Raw genomic sequence first — 19608 nt, 5'->3', positions numbered from 1 at the left:
AAGCACGACGGCTTACGCCCTCAAAATGGTGCTTCGGCAGGAAGAACACGCGCCGGAGGGCGCTGTCAGCAACGGAATACCTGGAGCAACGTCTGGTTCAACGCCCCGATCTCTACGTGGACAACGGCAGCGTTCTCACCTCGGCCGGCAAGGCCGCCGCGATGGACCTGTGCCTGCACCTGGTCCGTCTCGACCGCGGCTCTGCGGTCGCGAACGCGGTCGCGCGCCGCCTGGTCGTGCCGCCGCACCGGGCCGGCGGCCAGGCCCAGTTCGTGCCCTCCCCGGTGCCCGCGCAGGAGGACCACCCGCTCGCGGAGCTGTTCCCATGGGCGATCGAACGGCTGGAGCACCCGCTGACCGTGGAGGACCTGGCCCGCCGGGCCGCCATGAGCTCGCGCAACCTCGGCCGCCGGTTCAGGTCGGTGACCGGTACCACCCCGCTGCAGTGGCTGCTGACCCAGCGGATCCGCCGCGCGCAGGAACTGCTGGAGACCACCGACGACAGCGTCGAGGCGATCGCGGCCGCCACCGGCATGGGCACCGCAACGACGCTGCGCCGCCACTTCAACCGCACGGTCGGCGTCCCGCCCGACACCTACCGCCGCACCTTCCGCCGCTCCCACGCCGGGGGCTCCGCGGGCACGACCGCGATCAGCGAACGGCAGGACGCGCCATCCCAGACCTAGCGGCCCCCGTTCCTGGACGCCTCCCGGCGGACCCGCCCCGGAGGACCTTCTCGCGCCTGGGATAGGCGATCCGCCTGCCCGGCTTCAACGCGGACCGTCTCACGGCCGCGATCAGGACACGACCCGGCTCGTGCCGCAGGCGCGGCGCGATGCCGTTCAATCGAGGGAGAGCGCATGGACGCCGATGTGATCATCGTGGGCGCCGGTCCGACCGGCCTGATGCTGGCCTGCGAGCTGCGATCGGCGGGGGTGAGGCCGCTGGTCCTGGAGCGCCGGCCGCAGCGCCGCGACACCCCGAAGGCCGGGGGACTGGGCGGGCAGATCCTGGAGCTGCTGCGCTACCGGGGGCTGCTGGAACGCTTCGAAGAGGCCTGCACCGACCCTGTTCCGGCGCCCCGGTTCCCGTTCGGCGGAGTGCACCTGGACTTCACCCGCCTGCCGGACCCTCCGATGCACGCCCTGCCGCTGCCGCAGCAGCTGCTGGAGCGGCTGCTCGACGAGCGCGTGGAAGAGCTCGGCGCCGAGGTCCGCCGCGGGCACCAGGTGACCGGGGTGAGCCAGGACGACGCCGAGGTGACGGCGGAGGTGCGCGGCCCGGACGGGACCTACCAGGTGAGCGCCCGCTACCTGGTGGGGTGCGATGGTGCGCGCAGCCGCGTCCGCGACCTGGCCGGGATCGGCTTCCCCGGCACGACCTATCCGGAGGTCAACCGGCTGGCCCAGGTCACCTTGCCCGACACGGTGACCGTGCTGGGCGACGGCGGCCTCGATGTTCCCGGGTTCGGCACGATCCGTGCGGGGTTCACCCAGACCGACTGCGGCATGTTCGGGCTCGGTTCGTCCCCGGACTCCAGGATCGTCTCCCTCTACACCAACGAGGACGAGGCCACCGAGTACGACGACGACGCGCCGATGACCGTGGCCGAGTTCCAGGCCAGCGTCCGCCGCGTGCTCGGCGCGGACCTGCCCGTCGGAGAGGCGCACCGGCTGTCGCGGTTCACCTTCCAGGCGCGGCAGGCCGAGCGCTACCGCCACGGGCGGATCCTGCTGGCCGGTGACGCGGCGCACCTGTTCCCCGCCACCGGCGTCGCGATCAACGCGGGGATGCTGGACGCGGTCAACCTCGCCTGGAAGCTCGCCGCCGCCGTCCACGGCCGGGCGCCGTCCGGCCTGCTGGACACCTACCACCGCGAACGCCACCTCGCCGGCGCCCGCACTCTGCTGCACACCCGCGCCCAGGTGGCGCTGCGGCGCGCGCACGATCCCGCCGCCGAGGCGCTGCGCGAGCTCTTCCAGGAACTGCTGACCGACGAGCAGCCGCTGCGCCGCATGGGGGCGCTCCTGTCCGGCGCCGACATCCGCTACCCGATGCCCGGCGCCGCCCCTCACCCGCTGGCCGGTGCTTTCGCGCCCGACCTCACCCTGCACACCGACCAGGGCATCACCAGCGTCGCCGAACTCATGCGCTCCGCGCGGCCCGTCCTGCTCGACCTCGCCGACCGGTCGGACCTGCGCGAGGCGGCCCGCGGCTGGGAGGACCGCGTCGACGTCCGCACCGCCAAGGCCGGTGACCGCCCGGCCGACGTCCTGCTGATCCGCCCGGACGCCCACGTCGCCTGGGCCGCGGCCGTCGACGAACCCGCCGGCACCGCGGCGCCTGCGCTGCGCCAAGCGTTGTCCGACTGGTTCGGCGCCCCGGACGCCGACGGCGCCTGAGGCGGGAGCAGCAGGGCCTCGTGCGTTCACGTCGGGGACGGGGCATCGTGCCTGGTGGGGCGCCAGCCGGCGGGCCCCGTCGTCGACACCCTCACCGGCCTGCTCCTCCACGGCCTCGTCGGCCTTGCGGACCCCCGCCCCTGGGCAACCCGGGTTTCGGCGCCGCCGAGGCCCGGCCGGGCACGCGACCTCCGCGGGCTTCGCCCGCGCGACCTTCACGGGCTTCGCCCGCCCAGGCGGCGAGACCGGCGGCCATGAACGCCGCGCCGGTCGCCGAGACCGCGCCCCAGCCGCCGGAGCGGTAGGCGACCGCGCCCGCGGCGGAGCCCGCCACGCCACCGAGGGTGTAGAAGGTCATGTACACCGAGGCGACCCGCGACCGCGCCCCGTCGACGAGGCCGTAGACCACGCTCATGTTCAGCAGATGGGTGCCGTGGACCGCGACGTCCAGCACCAGGAGCCCCGCGATGAGCCATGCCAGGCCGTGGCTCCCGGCCGCCGTCGCGCCGAACGAGACCGCGCCCGCGACGAGGAGCACGCCGGTGGACGCGCGCTGCCGGCCCCGGTCCGCGACCCGGCCCGCGACCTTCGCCGCGAACGCGCCCGCGACCCCGACCAGCGTGAACAGACCGATCTCCGCTTCGCCGAACCGGTACGGCGGCCCCGCCAGCATGAACGCCACGGTCGTCCAGAAGACCCCGAAGGCTCCGAAGACGCAGGCCCCGATCAGCGACCGGCGTCTCAGCGTCGGCTCGCTCGTCGCCAGGCGGAGGGTCGCCCGCAGTTGCGCGGCGTAGCCGATCGGTACCTCCGCGGCGGACGGCGGCATGACGCGCGCGAGCGCGGCGGTGAGCAGCAGCGTGCCCGCCGCGGCGGCCAGGTAGAGCGCGCGCCAGCCGAAGACCTCGGCGGTCAGACCGGCGACCGTGCGCGAGAGCAGGATGCCCGCCAGTCCGCCGCTGAGCATCGTCGCGACCGCCCGGCCGCGTTCGTGGTCGGCGGCGACGGTGGCCGCGTAGGGCACCAGGATGTTCACCACGCCCGCGCTCGCCAGGCCGATCACCGTCCCCGCGAGGAGGAGCACCCCGGCCGTGGGCGCCGTCGCGGTCGCCGCCAGCGCCCCCGTCTCGGCGAGAAGCAGCAGGCAGACCAGCGGGCGCCGGCGGACGATGTCGCCGAGCGGCACGACCAGCACCAGCGCCAGCGCGTAGCCCACCTGCCCGACGGTGGGCAGGTACCCGACGGAGGAGGCCGCGTACGAGCGCGCCATCTGCGGAAGCAGCGGCTGGCAGTAGTACAGATTGGCGATGGTGAAGCCGTAGACGACGGCCAGCAGCCAGACCGTGCGGCGCGGCGTGCGGCGCACCCCGCCGGACCACCGTCCCAGCACCTCAGCAATGATCACGAGCGCGACGCTACGGCGGGTACGGGACGACGATAAGGTCCGCTTCCGTGTCAGGATCTTGGCCCACTTCGGGCGTCGGCCTGCATTCGGGTCTCGACGCAGCAACCGCCCGCACGGGCGTCCTCAGCGCGTGTCCGGCGTGGCGCCGTCGCCGGGGGAGAGGCCGAAGCGCCGGGCGAAGGCGGACATCTGCTCGCGCTGCTGCTCCGGCTCGGGCGCGGTGGCGCTGACGACGATGCGGGTCACGCCGTGCCGGGCGAACTCCTCGACCCGTTCCTCGGACATGTCCATCGATCCCCAGCGCGTGTACTCCAGGGCCGCCGGATCGCGGCCCGCTTCGCTCGCGGCCGACCGGGCGATGTCCAGCTGGGCGGCCCGCTGGTCCGGGGTGAGCGAACCGCCGGGGAAGAAGCCGTCCCCGTGGCGTCCGGCGCGGCGGGCGGCCGCCGGGCTCGAACCGCCGACATGGATCGGCAGACCGGCGCCGCCGAAGGGCTTGGGGAAGCTGCACAGGTTCTCGAAGGAGAAGAACTCCCCGTCGAAACCGACCCCGTCGCCGTCCCCGGCCCACAGCAGCCGCAGCACCTGGATGGCCTCGTCGGCGCGGCGGCCGCGGGTGCGGAAGTCGACCCCGACCGCCCGGGCCTCGCCGGGCAGCGAACCGAGCCCCACGGTCAGCAGCCGCATCCGGCCCCTGGACAGCTGGTCGATCGTCGCCAGGCGCTTGGCGAGCGTCACCGGGTGGTGGTACGGCAGCAGCAGGACGCCCGTGCCGAGGAGGATCCGCTCGGTCGCGGCCGCCGCGAAGTTCAGGCAGTCCAGCGGGTCGCCGTAGGGCAGCGTCGGAGGGAGGGCCGTCGCGCCCACCTGCGCGCCGGGGTAGAGGGCGATGTGCTCGGGCACGTAGAGCGCCTCGAAGCCGCACTCCTCGGCGTGCCGGGCGTAGGCGATGATCCGGTCGGGATCCACACCAAAGAAGGGCGTGCTGTAGCTGATCGCGAATTTCACGTCGTCCCCGTCTTCCACTGCGACCAGGGCCAGGTCCCTGATCTCGGTGGGGGACGGTATCCGTTGACGTCAATGTCAAGGTCAACCCCGGCGGCCGGGGGACGCTACCGCGCGAGCAGGGGCAGCGCCGGGAAGGCGTGGTCCTGCCACAGCCGACGCGAGGCCTCCTCGGGGTAGGCGCTGACCGTCGACGGGCTGTCGAAGATCTGGGCGAGGCGGCGCCGGGCGTCGTAGGCGGGCCAGCCCGGGTCGCCGTGGGCGGCGAACCCCGTCCACGCTCGCCGGATCCGCGCGGACAGCTCCTCCGCCGCAGGGGAGGGCGGGTCGCCGATCAGCATGGCGGGTTGTCCGCTGGTCAGGTTGCCGAAGACGAGCGGCACGTCCAGGCCGTGGCAGGCGCCGAGGCCGCCGCCGGCTCCCGGCGCGGGCCAGGTCAGCTCGTAGAGGTGGGCCCGCCCGCCCCCGGCGGTCTGCGCGACAGCGAGGTGGAGGCTCGGCATGCGGAACAGCCAGTCCGCGTTGACCAGCTCGTACAGCTCCTCGTCGGTCGCGGACGGGTAGGCCTCGCGGTACCCGCGTGCGCCGTCCTGGCCGGGGGCGAGCAGGCGGAGGGCGATCTCGGCCTGCTCCCGCGTGACCTGGCCGAGCACGCCGTCGATCAGGCTGAACAGCCGGTGCTCGTCACGGGTGTGCCCGACGAGGAGCGCGACGTCGCGGGCGGCGCCGCCGGCCAGGGCCCGCCACGGCGTGTCCGGCAGGACGTCGCCGTCGACGACCGGCGCGAACGGGATCGGCCGGTGGGTGATCGGTCCCCACCGCTCCCGCCACCGGGCCATCTTCGCGGAGACCGCGTCGCCCGCGGCGGGCAGCCGTGCCGGGGCCACCGCCGACAGGTCGGACACCGTGGGACTCAGGCCCAGTTCGGCGGCGCAGACGGCGGCGATGTCGGCGGCCAGTTCGGGGGAGAAGAACGTGCCCGGCACGCTCTGCGCGACCGCCCGGCGGAAGAGCCCGGCGGCGCGCGGCATGGCCAGCAGCGCGGCGACCGATCCGCCGCCCGCCGACTGCCCGAAGACCGTGACCCGGTCCGGGTCGCCGCCGAACACCCGGATGTTGTCCCGCACCCAGTGCAACGCCGCGACCTGGTCGAGCAGCCCCCGGTTGGCGGGGGCTCCGTCGATCTGCGCGAAACCCTCGACCCCGACGCGGTAACCGAGGGACACGACCACGGCGCCGCTTCCGGCCAGGTGCCCGGCGTCGTACTCCGGGAGGCCGGAGTCGCCCATGACGTAACCGCCGCCGGGGATCCAGACCATCACCGGGAGCCTCGCCGCGGCGTCCGGCTCCGGTGTCCAGACGTTGACCGTCAGCCAGTCGTCGCCGGCGGCGTCCTGGGACGCCCCGAGCATGCCGGACTGCGGGGGCGGCGGGCCGAACGCCGCCGCCGGGCGCACCCCGTCCCACCCGCGCACCGGCCGAGGGGCCGCGAAGCGGAGGTCGCCGACCGGCGGCTCGGCGAACGGGACGCCGCGGAAGACCGCCAGGCCCGCCTCCCGCCTGCCGCGCAGAACGCCTGCCGCCGTGCGGACTTCCGGCTCGGACCCCGAGGGCTTGCTGGACGCGATGACGGCCATTTCGCGGCTTCCTTCCCTACCGGTTCGGCAGAGCATCGCCATGCGCACTGTCGGCACGCAAGCGATTTAACCGTGCCGGCGCTCGCGGGAGGCCCTCGGGATTCATGGGCCGTCACCTCCGCGGTGACGCCTCCCACCAGCGTCGACGCGCGCGCCGGTGAGCTCGCGGTGAGCATCCGGTGAGGCCCCTCCGCGACGGTTGGTCCATCGCCGGATCCGCCGCGGACCGGCCGCTGAACAGGGAGCGACGATGAACGTTCTGACCGGCAAGACGGCACTGGTGACGGGCGGCTCGCGAGGGATCGGCCGTGCGGTCGCGCTGCGGCTGGCGGCCGAAGGCGCGCTGGTCGCCGTCCACTACGGCGGCGACGAGGAGGCGGCCGGGACGACCGTCGCGCGGATCGAGGAGGCGGGGGGCCGCGCGTTCGCGATCCGGGCGCGGTTCGGCGAGGACGGCGCGGTGGACCGGCTGTTCGACGAGCTGGCCGCGGGGCTGGCGCGGGCCGGAAGGGAAGGGGCCGGGCTGGACATCCTGGTCAACAACGCGGGCATCAGCTCGACCACCCCGATCTCGCAGGTCACCGCGGCGGAGCTCGGCCGGCTGCTGGAGATCAACGTCGCCGTCCCGTTCTTCGTGGTCCAGCGTGCGATGGCGCTGCTCAACGACGGCGGCCGCATCATCAACATGGGCTCGACGGCCAGCCGGTTCGCAGTCTCCACCCAGATCGGCTACACGATCAGCAAGGCGGCATTGGAGTCGATGGCGCCGTCGCTGGCCAACGAGCTCGGCCGCCGCGGCATCACGGTGAACACCGTCGCGCCCGGCGCGGTGCGCACCGACATGACCGCGGGCTACACCTCCATCCCCGAAGTGGTCGCCGGGCTGGAGTCCATCACCGCGCTGGGGCGGCTGGGCGAGCCCGAGGACGTCGCCGACGTCGTCGGATTCCTGGCGGGCCCGCAGGGCCGGTGGGTGACCGGCCAGACCGTCGACGTCTCGGGCGGGACGTTCCTCGGCCCGATCGCTCCGTGATCGCGTGCCGGTGAATAATCGCCGGCATGCGGTTCGGAATCCTCGGCGAGACCAGGGCCTGGCACGGCGACGGCGGCGAGGTCCCGCTGGGCGGCCCGGCCCGCCGGGCGCTGCTGGCCCTGCTCCTGCTGCGTCCCGGAGAGGTCGTCTCCTCGGACCGGCTCGCCGACGAGATCGACCCCGCCGGGGCGCTGTCGGCGCACTCCCTGCAGTCCCAGGTGTCACGGCTCCGTGCGGCTCTGGGCGCCGAAGCTGTGATCGAACGAGCCGGAGCTGGTTACCGGATCGCGGTCGACCCGGACGACGTGGACGCCTCCCGGTTCGAACGGCTGGCCGCGGAGGGCCGGGCGGCGCTGGCCGGCGGCGACGCCGGGCGGGCGGCCGCCCTGCTGCGCGAGGCCCTGGAGCTGTGGCGGGGACCGGCGCTCGCCGACCTGCCCGACGGCGAGACGGCCCGGGCCGCCGCCGCACGGCTGGAAGAGCGGCGGCTCGGGGCGCTCGAAGACCGCATCGAGGCCGCGCTCCGGCTCGGTGAGCACGGGACGGCCGTCCCCGAGCTGCGCGAGCTGGTCGGCCGCCATCCGCTCCGGGAACGGCTGGCCGGGCTGCTGATGCGGGCGCTGTTCGCCGCGGGCCGGCAGGCCGAGGCGCTCGTGGTGTTCGAGGAGACACGCCGGCGTCTGGCCGACGAGCTGGGCGCCGACCCGTCGGCCGAGCTGACCGGGCTGCACCGGGAACTGCTCAGTGCCGATCCGGCACCCGCGCCCGCCGCGCCGCCCGCCCAGCTGACGAACGTCGTGGGCCGGGACGGCGAGGTGAGCGACGTCGCCGGGCTTCTCCGCGTGGCCCGGCTGGTCACCCTGACAGGCCCCGGCGGCGTCGGCAAGACCCGGCTCGCGGTCGAGGTCGCGGGCACCGCGACGGCGGAGGGCGCGGCCGGCGAGGTGTGCTTCGTGGAACTGGCGCCGCTGCGCGACGGAGCCGGGCTGCCGCAGGCGCTGCTGGGCGCCCTCGGCCTGCGCGAGAGCGGTCTCCAGATGGACGGCGGCGCGAGGACGCCGGTCGACCGCCTGATCGCGGCGCTGTCGGACCGGGTGCTGCTGCTCGTCCTGGACAACTGCGAGCACGTCGTCGACGAGGTCGCGAGGCTGGCGGCGCGGCTGCTGGCGACGTGCCCGCGGCTGCGCGTGCTGGCGACGAGCCGGGAGCCGCTCGGCATCATCGGCGAGCACCTCTTCCAGGTGCGCCCGCTCGACGCCGACCCGGCCGTCCGGCTGTTCACCGAGCGGGCCGCCGCCGTGCGGCGGGGCTTCACCGCCGCCCCCGAGCTCCTGCGGCGGATCTGCGCGGCGCTCGACAACCTGCCGCTGGCCATCGAGCTCGCGGCGGCGCGGTCGCGCACCCTGGACATCGACGACCTCGCGGGACGCCTGCACGACCTGCTCGGCGTCGCCGCCCGCGGCAACCGCACGGCCGACGAGCGGCACCGCACGCTGCGCGCGGTGGTCGCGTGGAGCTGGGACCTGCTGTCCGAGCCCGAGCAGCGGGCGGCGCGGCGGTTCACGGTCTTCGCCGGGGGCGCGACCGCCGAGTCCGCGCTGCGGGTGTGCGGCACCGACGGTGAGACGCTGGAGTCGCTGGTCGACAAGTCGCTGCTGGAGTTCGCCGGCGGCCGCTACCGGATGCTGGAGACGATCCGCGCGTACGGCGCCGAACTGCTCGACGCGGCGGGCGAACGCACGTCCGTCCGGCGCGACCACGCCCGGCGCCTCCTGGAGCTGGTGCGGACGGCCGACCCGCATCTGCGGCGGGCCGAGCAGCTGGAGTGGCTGCCCGTCCTCGCCGCCGAGCATGGCGACCTCGTGGCCGCGCTGCACTGGGCGGTCGAGGAGCCGGAGGTGGAGACGGCCTTCGAGCTGCTCGCCTCGGCGTTCAACTACCTGTGGATCCGAGGCGCGTCCGCGTCGGCCGCGCCGCAGGCGACCGCGCTGCTCGCACGGACGGGCGAGGCGATCCCCGCCGGGCTCGGCGAGGAGTACGCGGCGTGCGCGCTGCTCGCCGCGTCGGCGCCGGCCTCGGGCGACGCGGGGCAGCGGATATGGCAGCGCCATCGCGCGTCGGCCGCGAAGGCGCTCGCGACCGCGTGGCCCGGCGACCGGCCGGGCCGCTACCCGGTCGTCCTGCTGCTGTGGATGATGCGGAACGCGATGGGACCCGATCCGGAGGGCGCTTTCGCGCTCGTCTCGTCCCAGCGCGACTGCGGCGAGCCGTGGGCTCGGGCAGCCGCCCTCTACGTTTCAGGGTTCAGGCACCTCGGCGAGGGGGACGCCGCGAGGGCCGAGGACGCCTTCGGCGAGGCCCTGCGGGGATTCCGTTCCCTCGGTGACCGATGGGGCATCGCCCTGGCCCTGGACACGCTCGCCGGAGCGGCTGGCGCCCGCGGCGACCGCGGGCGGGCGGTCGCGTTGACCGACGAGGCGCTCGTCCTCACCGAACGGCTCGGCGCCTTGGAGGACAGCGCCGACCTGCTGGTCAACCGGGGCGACCACCTCGCCGCCGAGGACGCGGCCGCGGCCCGCGCCGACTACGCGCAGGCCGCCGAGCTCGCCCGCCGCACCGGCGGCTCCACCTACCTGGCGGCGGCCCTGCGCGGCCTCGGCGACATCGCCTTGCAGGAGGGCGGCCTGGCCGAGGCCGAACGGCTGTACGCGGAGGCGCTCGAACTGATCGACCCGCACTGGATCAAAAGCCTCGGTCCCCGGCTGCGAACGCTCATCGGGCTGGGGCGCGTCGCCGAAGCCCGTGGCCATGACGCCGAGGCACGCAGGCGCTACCGGGAGGCCGCCGCGGCCGCGGACGGGATGGGGGCGCCCGCGCGGGAGGTGCTGCGGATGCTGGGGCTGTCCGAGGACGTCGTGGACGCCGCTCTGAGCGCGGTGAGCGCACGGTGAGCCCGCGGTGAGCGCTCCCTTGGAGGCTCCGGGGCATGACGAACCTCAAGGTATTGATCTCCGGTGCCTCCGTCGCCGGCCCCGCGCTCGCCTACTGGCTCCACCGGCACGGCTTCCAGGCCACCATCGTGGAACGCGCCCCCGCCCTCCGCGACGGCGGCTACGCCGTCGACTTCCGCGGCGAGGCCCACCTGACGGTCCTGCGCCGCATGGGCATCCTGGCCGACATCGAGCGCGCCCGCACCGGCATGGGCTCCATGTCGTACGTCAACAGCGCGGGCAGGCAGCAGGCCAAGCTCCCCGCCGACCTGTTCGCCGGAGACGTCGAGATCCTCCGGGGCGACCTGGCCAGGATCCTGTACGACGCGACCAGGGAGCACACCGAGTACGTCTTCGGCGACTCCATCACCTCGCTCACCGAGGACTCCCACGGCGTGACGGCGACCTTCGAGCGGGGCGCGCCGCGCCGGTTCGACCTGGTGATCGGCGCGGACGGGCTGCACTCCACCACCCGCCGCCTGACGTTCGGGCCGGAGGAGCGTTTCGTGAAGCACCTCGGCGTCAACTGCGCGATCTTCACCACGGCCAACCATCTCGGCCTCGACCACACCGGGCACGCCTACCGCACCGCGGGCAAGCTCGTCGCGATGTACAGCGCCCGCCACAACACCGAGGCCAAGGCCGTCTTCTACTTCGCCTCGCCGCAGCTGGACCTGGACCGCGGCGACGTGGCGAGCCAGCAGGCCGTCCTCGCCGAGACCTTCACCGGCAACGGCTGGCAGAGCGACCGGCTGCTGCACGACATGCGGTACGCGCCAGACTTCTACTTCGACTCGGTTGGCCAGGTGCACATGGACACATGGTCGCGCGGCCGGGTCGCGCTGCTCGGCGACGCCGCCTACTGCCCGTCCTCCCTGTCCGGCATGGGGTCGGGACTCGCTCTGGTCGGCGCGTACGTGCTGGCGGGCGAACTGGCCGCGGCCCACGGCGACCACCACGTGGCGTTCGGCCGGTACGAGGAGGAGATGCGCGAGTACGCGGTGGGCTGCCAGAAGATGGGCGACGGCGTCGCCAAGCTCATGGTCCCCGGAAGCCGGGCCCTGGCCACGCTCCTCAACCGGTACTACAAGGTCATGCCGTACCTGCCGGGAAGGAACATGCCCGCCAAGATCGCCCGTAAGGCCGCCGAGAACATCACCCTGCGCGACTACCGCGAACTCGCCCGGCCCTGAACGCCCCGGCGGTGCTCCTACGGGCGGTTGCGGGGGAGCGGCCGGTTCTCCGCAGGCCATGTCGGGGCGGAACGGTGGTGGACGGTGCCGTCCGGATCGAAGACCAGGTAGCGGTCGAAGTCCTCGGCGAACCAGCGGTCGTGCGTCACGGCCAGGACGGTCCCCTGGTAGGCGTTCAGGCCGTCTTGGAGGGCCTGGGCGCTGGCGAGGTCGAGGTTGTCGGTCGGTTCGTCCAGCAGGAGAAGGGTGCAGCCGGACAGTTCGAGCAGCAGGATCTGCAGCCGTGCCTGCTGCCCGCCGGACAGGGTCTGGAAGGGCTGGTGCCGCGCGGGCGCGAGTTCGTAACGGGCCAGTGCGCGCATGGCGTCGTTGAGGGTCGTCCCGAAGTCGGTCGTGATGATCTCGTCAGGGTGGCGGTCGCGCAGGTCGGGGCGGGCGTGGGTCTGGACGAAGTGGCCGGGAGCGACGCGGGCGCCCAGGCGCACCGTGCCCTGGTGGGGGACCGAGGACGGGGCGGCGAGCAGTTTGAGGAACCGCGACTTGCCCGACCCGTTCGCGCCGAGGACCGCGATGCGTTCGCCGTACCAGACCTCCAGGTCGAACGGCTCGGTCAGGTCGGCGACGGCGAGCCCTTCGCAGATAACGGCGCGCTTCCCGGTGCGTCCGCCGCGCAGGCGGACCCGGATGTTCTGCTCGCGCGGCGGCGGCTCCGGCGGCCCGGCCGCCTCGAAGCGGGCCAGGCGGCTGCGGGCCGCCTGGTAGGACGAGGCGACGGCGTCGTTGGCGGCGGCACGCTGGCGCAGCGTGTGGACCAGGCGACGCAGGCGCGCGTGCTCCTCGTCCCAGCGGCGGCGCAGTTCGTCCATGCGGGCGGCGCGGTCCCGGCGCGCGGCCGGGTAGGTGGCGAAGCCGCCGCCGTGCACCCAGACCGTGCCGGACTCGACGGTGATGATCCGGTCGGCGGCCCCGGCGAGCAGGCGGCGGTCGTGGGAGACTAGCAGCACGGTCTTGGTGCTGGCCCGCAGCCGCTCCTCCAGCCACTGCTTGCCGGGGATGTCCAGGTAGTTGTCGGGCTCGTCGAGCAGCAGGACCTCGTCGGGCCCGCGCAGAAGCGCCTCCAGCATGAGCCGCTTCTGCTCGCCGCCGGACAGGCTCCCCGCGGGCCGGTCGCGGACGTCCTCGTACGGCAGGCCGAGCGCCAGGGTCGTGCAGGCGTCCCAGACGACCTCCAGGTCGTAGCCGCCGGCGTCGGCGAAGTCGCTGATGGCCTGGGCGTAGGCCATCTGACTCTCCGCGGCGCCGCTCAGCGCGGCTTCGGCGCGTGCGAGCGCGTCGGCCGCCGCTCTGATCCGCGGCGGCGCCACCGACAGCAGGAGCCGGTGGACGGTGCGGTCCTCCGGAGTGAACTGGCGCATCACGCCGAGGCCGCCCGTGCATGCGACCTTCCCCGCGGAAGGGGCCAGCTCCCCGGCGATGAGCCTGAGCAACGTCGTCTTGCCGCCGCCGTTCGGTCCGACCAGGGCCGCCTTGGCGCCCTGCCCCACGCGGAAAGAGACCTCGCGCAGCAAGGGCCGTCCATCGGGCAGCGCATAACTCAGGTCGGTCACATCGATGTGGCCCACGAACCACCCTTCCGAACACTGATCTGGTACTGGAACATTGATCCGGTCACCCGTCCACCGTACTAGAGTGGGCGCATGGGAACGAGTCGAGCGGGCGCCATCTGGTTGAGGGAGCCGCGCAGGCGGCGGGAAGGGCCGCCGCTGTCGCGGGAGCGCATCGTCGCCGGAGCGGTCGCCCTCCTCGACGAGGAGGGCGCGGACCGGCTGACCATGCGGCGGCTGGCCGAGCGGCTCGGCACCGGTTCGACCACCCTGTACTGGCACCTGGACACCAAGGACGACGTGCTCGACCTGGCCCTCGACACGGTGTTCGGCGAGGCCGAGGTGCCGCCGGCGACCGGCGACTGGCGCGCCGACGTCACCGCGATGGTGGAGCGGTGGCGCGCGGTGATGCTTCGCCATCCATGGACCGCGACGCTGATGGGCCGGCCGATGCTCGGCCCCAACGTCCTCGCCCGGACGGAGTTCCTGCACGCGGCGCTGCAACGCGCCGGGCTCACGGGCGCGCCGCTGACCGCCGCCTCCTACGGGCTGTCGCACTTCGTGATCGGGGCCACGATCAGCCAGCTGTCGTGGCGCCGGCGGGACGAGCCGTCCACCCGCGAAGCCGCGGACGAGATCCTCGCGGCGCAGCGCGAGGCGTACCCGACGCTGGCCGCGCACGGGCACCCCAGCGACAACGACTGGGACGACGCGTTCCACCGCGGCCTGGGATACCTGATCGACGGAATCCGCGCGAACACCCTCGGGTAGCCGGCTCCCGCCGGTGGAACCTGTCGATCGCGGGCCTCGATGGATCTGCTAGCGGCGCATGACAAGATCCGTTCGACTACGACGGCTGACCGGCTCCCGCGCAGGTCTCCGCAGGGAGGCGTCCGTTAACGGCGCCACCACGGCGGACTGATCGAGCGCAGCCCTGATCTGCGCTCAGCCACGGACCGACAGCGCGTGGTGAAAGACGTTGCGGGGGTCCCAGCGAGCCTTGATGCGCTGAAGTCGCGCGTAGCCGTCGCCGTAGTAGAGCGTGTGCCACGGAACGTTCGACTGGTTCCACCGCGGGTCGGCCAGGTCGGCGTCCGGATAGTTGATGAACGTGCCGAAGCCGCCGTCCTCGGCCGGGACCCCGCCGCTCGCCGCGTAGATCTTCCGGTAGAACTCGCGGATCCACGTGAGGTTCCGGTCGTCGCCCTTCGCGTCCTCCCAGCCCGCCAGGTAGCCGATCTTGAAGATCGAGTCGCGGTGGGCCACGGCGGTCGCCCCCGGAGCCACCGCGTTGACCCGGCCTCCGTAGGTGTTGACGAAGAAGTGCCCGTTGTCGAAGTCGGTCCTGGCAAGCTGCTCGTACGCGACGGCGGCCTGCGCGTCGGTGAGGCGCCGCCGCCGGTAACCCGACTTGATCTTGATCCGGTAGAACGGCGCGGGGCCTCCGCCGAAGCCGTACCGTGTCGCGTGGAGCCACGGCATGGCGACCGTCTTCGGCTGGGGACGAAGGTCGAGCCCGCGGTGGAGGGCGCCCATCAGATCGGCCAGTATTCGTTCGGCGCCGCTGTCACTGACCACTTGTCCCGTCAGAGTGGCGTTCTCGGCGGGTCTGGAAAAGATGAACTCGCCGTACAGGGGCGCCATGGGCGAGCCGGGGGCCGAGTTGCGCTCACCCCATTCGCCGTAGTTGCGCAGGAGCCGTACGAAGGCCTCCCGGTCGAGCTTCTCCCACGGCCAGTCCACGGTGAACGTGAGGACGGTGCCGGGCGGCTTCGGCAGCGCCGCCTGCTCTCCCGGAGACCGGAACCAGTAGCGCGTGACAACACCGAAGTTGCCGCCGCCCCCTCCCGTGTGGGCCCACCACAGGTCACGGCTGGGATCCGAGGCCTCACGTGTGGCCACGACGCTCCTCGCCTTCCCCGCGCGGTCCAGGACGACCACCTCCACCGCATACAGGTGGTCCACGGAGAGACCGTCCCTTCTGCAGAGCACCCCGTAGCCGCCGCCCGCGATGTGCCCGCCCACCCCGACATCCGGATGGGTCCCGCCAGGAAGGGTCACGCCCCACCCCACGTACAACCGGCGGTAGACCTCGCCCAGCGTGGCGCCCGCCTCGACCATGAACGCCTTGCGCCGCCGGTCGTAGCCGACGGCCGTCATCCCGGACAGGTCGATGAGCACCCGGACCGACGGATCGTCCACGAAGTTCTCGAAGCAGTGGCCGCCGCTGCGCACGGCCACCCGCCTGCCGGTGCGCTCCGCCCTCTCGACGGCCCGGACGACGTCCTCGGTGGACGTCGCGACGCAGATCTCCTCGGGCCTGCCTTCGAAGCGGCGGTTGTAGCCCCGGAGCACCAGCGAGCGATAGCGCGGATCGCCGGGGCCGACCATGATCGGATCGGTACCGGCCGCAGCCGGGCTGATCCGCCCGGCCAGCGGCACGGATGCCGCGGCGATGCCGCCGCTGCGTAAGACGGTCCTTCGGCTGTGCTCGACCACGTGGCCTCCTCATGTCAGGCCGCCCACGTGTTGAGGACGCTATTGAGCCGAGGGCACCGGGAATAGGGAGTTACCACCCCCAACCGGGTAGAGAAAACTCCACATGCGTAGCGGCGGTGACGACGGTCAGGTGCTCGGCTAGAGCGGAGAAGCAGGCGCGCCGACGGCCGTGGTTTCTATGCGTCGATGACGGGGGCGCATGTCTTCACGTAGATCAGGCGGCTGACGCCGGCCGTCACCGCCATCGCCGCTACGAGGCCCGCCCAGTCCAGCCCGGGTGCGGTCAGCTTCTCGAACGTGATGGAGAAGGGGACCGTCGCGATGGCGAGGGCGATGGTGACGCCGAGCCACTGGACGCCGTGGCCGCCGTAGCTGTGCTCCCTGGTCCACCTCCGGCCCTCGGGCGTCCACGAACTGTTCATGCGGAAGCCGACGAGGAACACCACCGCCGCGGCGGCGACCTCGCCGATCAGGACGCCCGTGGCGGGCGGTCCGAAGACGTCCTCGACCTCCAGCCAGGCGCCGACCGCCATACCGAGCGAGGCTCCGAGGACCAAGGCGAGAAGGGGCAGCACCGAACCCACCCATCCGTAGCCGGTGGTCTTCGCGCGTCCCAAGGCTTCCTCCCGCTCGCCGATTCCGCAGATCGCTTGATCATGCTGACGTCCGATCATGCCTACGGACCGTCACGTTCAGGTCACGGCGGCACGGGCCCGTCGCGTCCCGCACTAACCGGTGCCAGCCGCAGCGGTCATCGCTCTTACCGCCTGTTCGGCCTCGTCGGGGGTGTGCCGGCCGAGACCGCAGGCCGTGGCCACCGCGTACGCCTCGCGGCCCGCGGCGGCCGCGAACAGCCGCAGGCTCTCGACGCCGCCCGCCGGGTCGGCCGCCGCTGCGATCCCCGCGATGACCTGCCACTCCGGGGCGAGCCTGTTCAAAGGCCGGTAGAACGCCTCGGTGCGCGGCGCAGGGTGCGCGCCGTAGGCCGCGGGGACGTGCACCGGCGGCAGACGCCGGCCGCGGCGGCGCAGCGCGTCCGCGAGGAGGTTGAGGTATCGGACGGCCGAGCCGAGGTCGCGGGGCGCGAACATCTCGGTGTTGCGGTAGTTGCCGTAGCACAGATGCAAGATCACCTGAGCGTCGTCGGGGAAGCGCGCGATCAGGCTCGCGACCTGGCCGGCCATGAGCCGCGCGGCCAGGGCAGGGCCTCCGGGCACCCGCCTGGCCATGTCCATGCCTATCAGCACGGACGGCGTCTCGAGCTGCCAGACGACGTCCGGTCCGGCGAAGGCCGCCAGGTCCGCCACCTCGTCCACGACGGCCTGAGCGAACACCGGCAGGTACCGCAGCGACGACCACGGCCGGCCGGCGAACGCGAAGATCGCCAGGTCGAGCGGACTGGGGAGGCTGATCTGCAGACGGGTGTCGGCGACCTCTGGGCGCTCGGCGCGCAGCGCACGGAACTCCTCCACGATCTCGCGCAACCGGTCAGAGCGGCGCATCGACACGTCATCGGGCCGCAACCGCCGACCGCGCCGTACGCCGTAGGTGCGCATGTCGTCGTAGTCGGCGTACTCGCCGGCCCGCCTGATCTCGAACGCCTCCCGTTCGGCGAGATCCCGCAGGTAGGCGACGACCCAGTCCGGGTCGAGATCGCAGGGCAGGGAGATCAGCCGGTGGCCGCGGGCGTGATCGAGGACCCACTCCATGGCCTGGCGGGGGCTGGCGGAAAGCTCTGGAGGAAGACTGCCGACAAAGTGGATAGAACGGTGCACAGCCCATATTTCAGCACTGTGCTGGATCCAAGGTGTCAAAAACGCATAATTGTGAAGCAGGATCGCCCCGCGTCACCAGCCGCCCGGCCCACAGCCCGGCACCCGAACCGGCTCGGCGGCCAGCCGCCCGAAGACGTCGGGAGGCGACGGTCATGCCTGATCGCCCTGGGGTCCGACCGGGAGACCGCATAGGAGCCGGGGCCAAGCTCCGCAGGTCAGGGAAGATGCCGGCCTTCCAGCTTGGCGGGGTTCAGCACGATCCAGACCGCGATGACCTCGTCGCCCGCCGTGCTCACGCTGACCACCGCCACCCTCCGTCCTTCGCGGCGCAGGACGAGGCCGGTGCGTCCGTTGACGGACCCGACGGTCACGGCGGTACGGGGGCTGCCCGACAGCAGAGCCGTGATGAACCGGGCCACGGCGTCCGCGCCGTGGGTGGGATGGACCGCGGCGCGCAGCTCGCCGCCGCCGTCGCTGACCACGATCGCGTCGGCGGCGAGGACGGCCATCAGCGCGGCCGTGTCCCCGGCGCCGCAGGCCGCCGCGAACCGCCGCGCGATCCGATCATGTCTCCGCAGCATCGCACGGTCGGGGACGTCCCGTACGGGCCGCGCCCAGCCCTCGGCGAGGTCGGGCGTGCTGGACGGGGCCGGACGGCGAACCGGACTCCCCTCGACGGAGGCATCCCGGTCCTCGGCCGTGGAACCGAAGGGGGTCGAGGCAGTGGGGAGGGCCGGATCGCTGGGGACGGCCGCGGCGTTGGAGGCGATCAGTTCCAGGCAGATGCCTCCCGCCACCCGCGTCAGCCAGGCCCGTGGCAACGCGATGGCGGCGCGTTCGCGGTCGTCGAGGACGTACCAGCGACGGTAGGTCTCATGGACGATCTCCTCGGCCGCGGCGGCGGAGCCGAACATCCAGGTGGCGATGTCCACCAGGTGCCGCCGCTCGTCGAGCATCTCCGCGAGCGAGGCGAGGGCACCGGCGTCAGGGCCGGTCATGGCCGACCGTCGTCAACGCGGCGGCCACCGCTCTCAGCACCGCGGCGGGACGAGGGCTCCGGGGAGCGGGAGGCGTCCTTGGGTCGTTTCCCGGTGGGGGAGCGGTCCGCGTGACCGCCGGCCGTCCGGATCGTGGGCATGTCGTCCTCACCTCTTCACCGTTGCCGGCTAAGGCCGGACGGCTCACCGATTCGTGACCCCTTCGGCTGACACCGGCGGCATCGCGGATGGAGGCGACCACCGCCCCAGGTCCTTGGTGCGGCACTCAGGGCCCGGGCCGGGCCCGTTCTGAGACCGCTCTCCTACCTGGTCTGGTCGGTCGGCCGGACGAGGATCTCGTTGGCGGCGACGCGGCCCCCTCCGCCGAGAAGGCCAGCGCTGTCGCCTCGCCGATGCCCGAGGACGCTCCAGTGACGAGGCCGACCCTGCCGTTGAACATGCGGTGCACTTTCAGCCTTCCCGTGGGTTCGCGGCGGCCGCCGGAGCACAGACCCGCCGCGCCCCGGGTGGCGCCCGGTCGCCAGCTAAGACAAGCGACCCGTCCTGGCTGTGACAGCCCCATCGAAAGTGCGTGTTAACCCTCGTCGGCGCTGAGCCTGTCACGGATCAGGGGGCTGTCCGGTCTATCCAGGGGACCGATGCCGCCATTCCACGTAAGGAGAGCAAGACGTGCCATTCTCAACTGAGGGCGACGAACTCAGCTTCGAGCAGGACATCAGGCCCCTGTTCCGGACGAAGGACCGGGCCGCGATGCTGACCCGATTCGACCTGTTCGATCATGCTGACGTCTCCGAGCACGCCGACGCCATCATCGGTTCCCTGCTGAGTGGGCGAATGCCGTGCGACGGCGCATGGCCCGAGGCGGACCTGGAAAAGCTCCAGCGGTGGATCGACATCGGCAAACCGGCTTAAGGGACGGCAGCGCGACGGGGGCTCCGCCCATGACCGGCAGCGGCGGGTTGTGGGCGGACGGCCCCCGCCCGGCCTTGGTGCGGCCATCCAACGGGGTGGCGGGGCGCGACGGTCAGGTGACGACCGTCGCGGCGGTGATCTTGGCGGGGTTCATC

General features: G+C 73.1%; 14 protein-coding genes and 1 pseudogene. 7 read left to right on the top strand and 8 right to left on the bottom strand.

Annotated features, from left to right (window positions below):
* Positions 1–104: 104 nt before the first annotated feature.
* Positions 105–686, top strand: a pseudogene (locus AB0C69_RS18715) (helix-turn-helix domain-containing protein); the annotation flags it as partial.
* Between the two features lie 174 nt (positions 687–860).
* Positions 861–2402, top strand: a complete 1542-nt coding sequence (locus tag AB0C69_RS18710; protein ID WP_360354949.1) for an FAD-dependent monooxygenase — start codon at positions 861–863, stop codon at positions 2400–2402.
* Positions 2403–2493: 91 nt separating this feature from the next.
* Here the strand turns inward: AB0C69_RS18710 and AB0C69_RS18705 are convergent, their stop codons facing one another.
* From AB0C69_RS18705 to AB0C69_RS18695, 3 genes are all read right to left on the bottom strand, one after another.
* A complete protein-coding gene (locus AB0C69_RS18705; protein WP_360354946.1) occupies positions 2494–3807 on the bottom strand; it encodes an MFS transporter in 1314 nt (437 codons plus the stop codon).
* Between the two features lie 123 nt (positions 3808–3930).
* Complete coding sequence (locus AB0C69_RS18700; protein WP_360354943.1) at positions 3931–4815, bottom strand: LLM class F420-dependent oxidoreductase; 885 nt, start codon at positions 4813–4815, stop codon at positions 3931–3933.
* A 104-nt stretch (positions 4816–4919) separates the two neighbouring features.
* Positions 4920–6449, bottom strand: coding sequence for a carboxylesterase family protein (locus AB0C69_RS18695; protein WP_360354940.1), 1530 nt, complete (start codon positions 6447–6449; stop codon positions 4920–4922).
* Between the two features lie 250 nt (positions 6450–6699).
* On the opposite strand from AB0C69_RS18695, the gene AB0C69_RS18690 reads away from it, so the two are divergent.
* The 3 genes from AB0C69_RS18690 to AB0C69_RS18680 are packed head-to-tail and all read left to right on the top strand — an operon-like array spanning position 6700 to position 11665.
* Positions 6700–7482 carry an SDR family oxidoreductase gene (locus AB0C69_RS18690; protein WP_360354938.1) on the top strand — a complete coding sequence of 261 codons (783 nt, stop codon included), beginning with the start codon at positions 6700–6702 and terminating at the stop codon, positions 7480–7482.
* A 26-nt stretch (positions 7483–7508) separates the two neighbouring features.
* Positions 7509–10433, top strand: coding sequence for a BTAD domain-containing putative transcriptional regulator (locus AB0C69_RS18685; RefSeq protein ID WP_360354935.1), 2925 nt, complete (start codon positions 7509–7511; stop codon positions 10431–10433).
* 35 nt (positions 10434–10468) lie between these two features.
* Positions 10469–11665 carry an FAD-dependent monooxygenase gene (locus AB0C69_RS18680; RefSeq protein ID WP_360354933.1) on the top strand — a complete coding sequence of 399 codons (1197 nt, stop codon included), beginning with the start codon at positions 10469–10471 and terminating at the stop codon, positions 11663–11665.
* Positions 11666–11682: 17 nt separating this feature from the next.
* Here AB0C69_RS18680 and AB0C69_RS18675 read toward each other — a convergent pair whose 3' ends face one another.
* Positions 11683–13287, bottom strand: coding sequence for an ATP-binding cassette domain-containing protein (locus AB0C69_RS18675; protein WP_360354930.1), 1605 nt, complete (start codon positions 13285–13287; stop codon positions 11683–11685).
* Between the two features lie 75 nt (positions 13288–13362).
* On the opposite strand from AB0C69_RS18675, the gene AB0C69_RS18670 reads away from it, so the two are divergent.
* Positions 13363–14040, top strand: coding sequence for a TetR/AcrR family transcriptional regulator (locus AB0C69_RS18670; protein WP_360354927.1), 678 nt, complete (start codon positions 13363–13365; stop codon positions 14038–14040).
* 174 nt (positions 14041–14214) lie between these two features.
* Here the strand turns inward: AB0C69_RS18670 and AB0C69_RS18665 are convergent, their stop codons facing one another.
* The 4 genes from AB0C69_RS18665 to AB0C69_RS18650 form a co-directional block, all read right to left on the bottom strand.
* Positions 14215–15768: an FAD-binding protein gene (locus AB0C69_RS18665; RefSeq protein ID WP_360354924.1), complete on the bottom strand. Its 1554-nt coding sequence runs from the start codon at positions 15766–15768 to the stop codon at positions 14215–14217.
* A gap of 176 nt (positions 15769–15944) precedes the next feature.
* Positions 15945–16385 carry a hypothetical protein gene (locus AB0C69_RS18660; protein WP_345181943.1) on the bottom strand — a complete coding sequence of 147 codons (441 nt, stop codon included), beginning with the start codon at positions 16383–16385 and terminating at the stop codon, positions 15945–15947.
* 111 nt (positions 16386–16496) lie between these two features.
* Entirely contained in the window at positions 16497–17477 is a 981-nt protein-coding gene (locus AB0C69_RS18655; RefSeq protein ID WP_360354920.1) for a hypothetical protein, read from the bottom strand.
* Between the two features lie 281 nt (positions 17478–17758).
* On the bottom strand, positions 17759–18541 hold the full coding sequence (locus AB0C69_RS18650; RefSeq protein ID WP_360354917.1) for a nuclear transport factor 2 family protein: 783 nt from the start codon (positions 18539–18541) through the stop codon (positions 17759–17761).
* Between the two features lie 669 nt (positions 18542–19210).
* Here AB0C69_RS18650 and AB0C69_RS18645 point away from each other — a divergent pair.
* Entirely contained in the window at positions 19211–19453 is a 243-nt protein-coding gene (locus tag AB0C69_RS18645; RefSeq protein ID WP_360354914.1) for a hypothetical protein, read from the top strand.
* Positions 19454–19608 lie beyond the last annotated feature (155 nt).

Origin of the sequence: Actinomadura sp. NPDC048032 (genome assembly GCF_040653175.1) — a bacterium.
Taxonomy (GTDB): domain Bacteria; phylum Actinomycetota; class Actinomycetes; order Streptosporangiales; family Streptosporangiaceae; genus Spirillospora; species Spirillospora verrucosospora.
The sequence above is the reverse complement of the archived record's forward strand: the minus strand, read 5'-3'. Positions and strand labels throughout refer to the sequence as shown.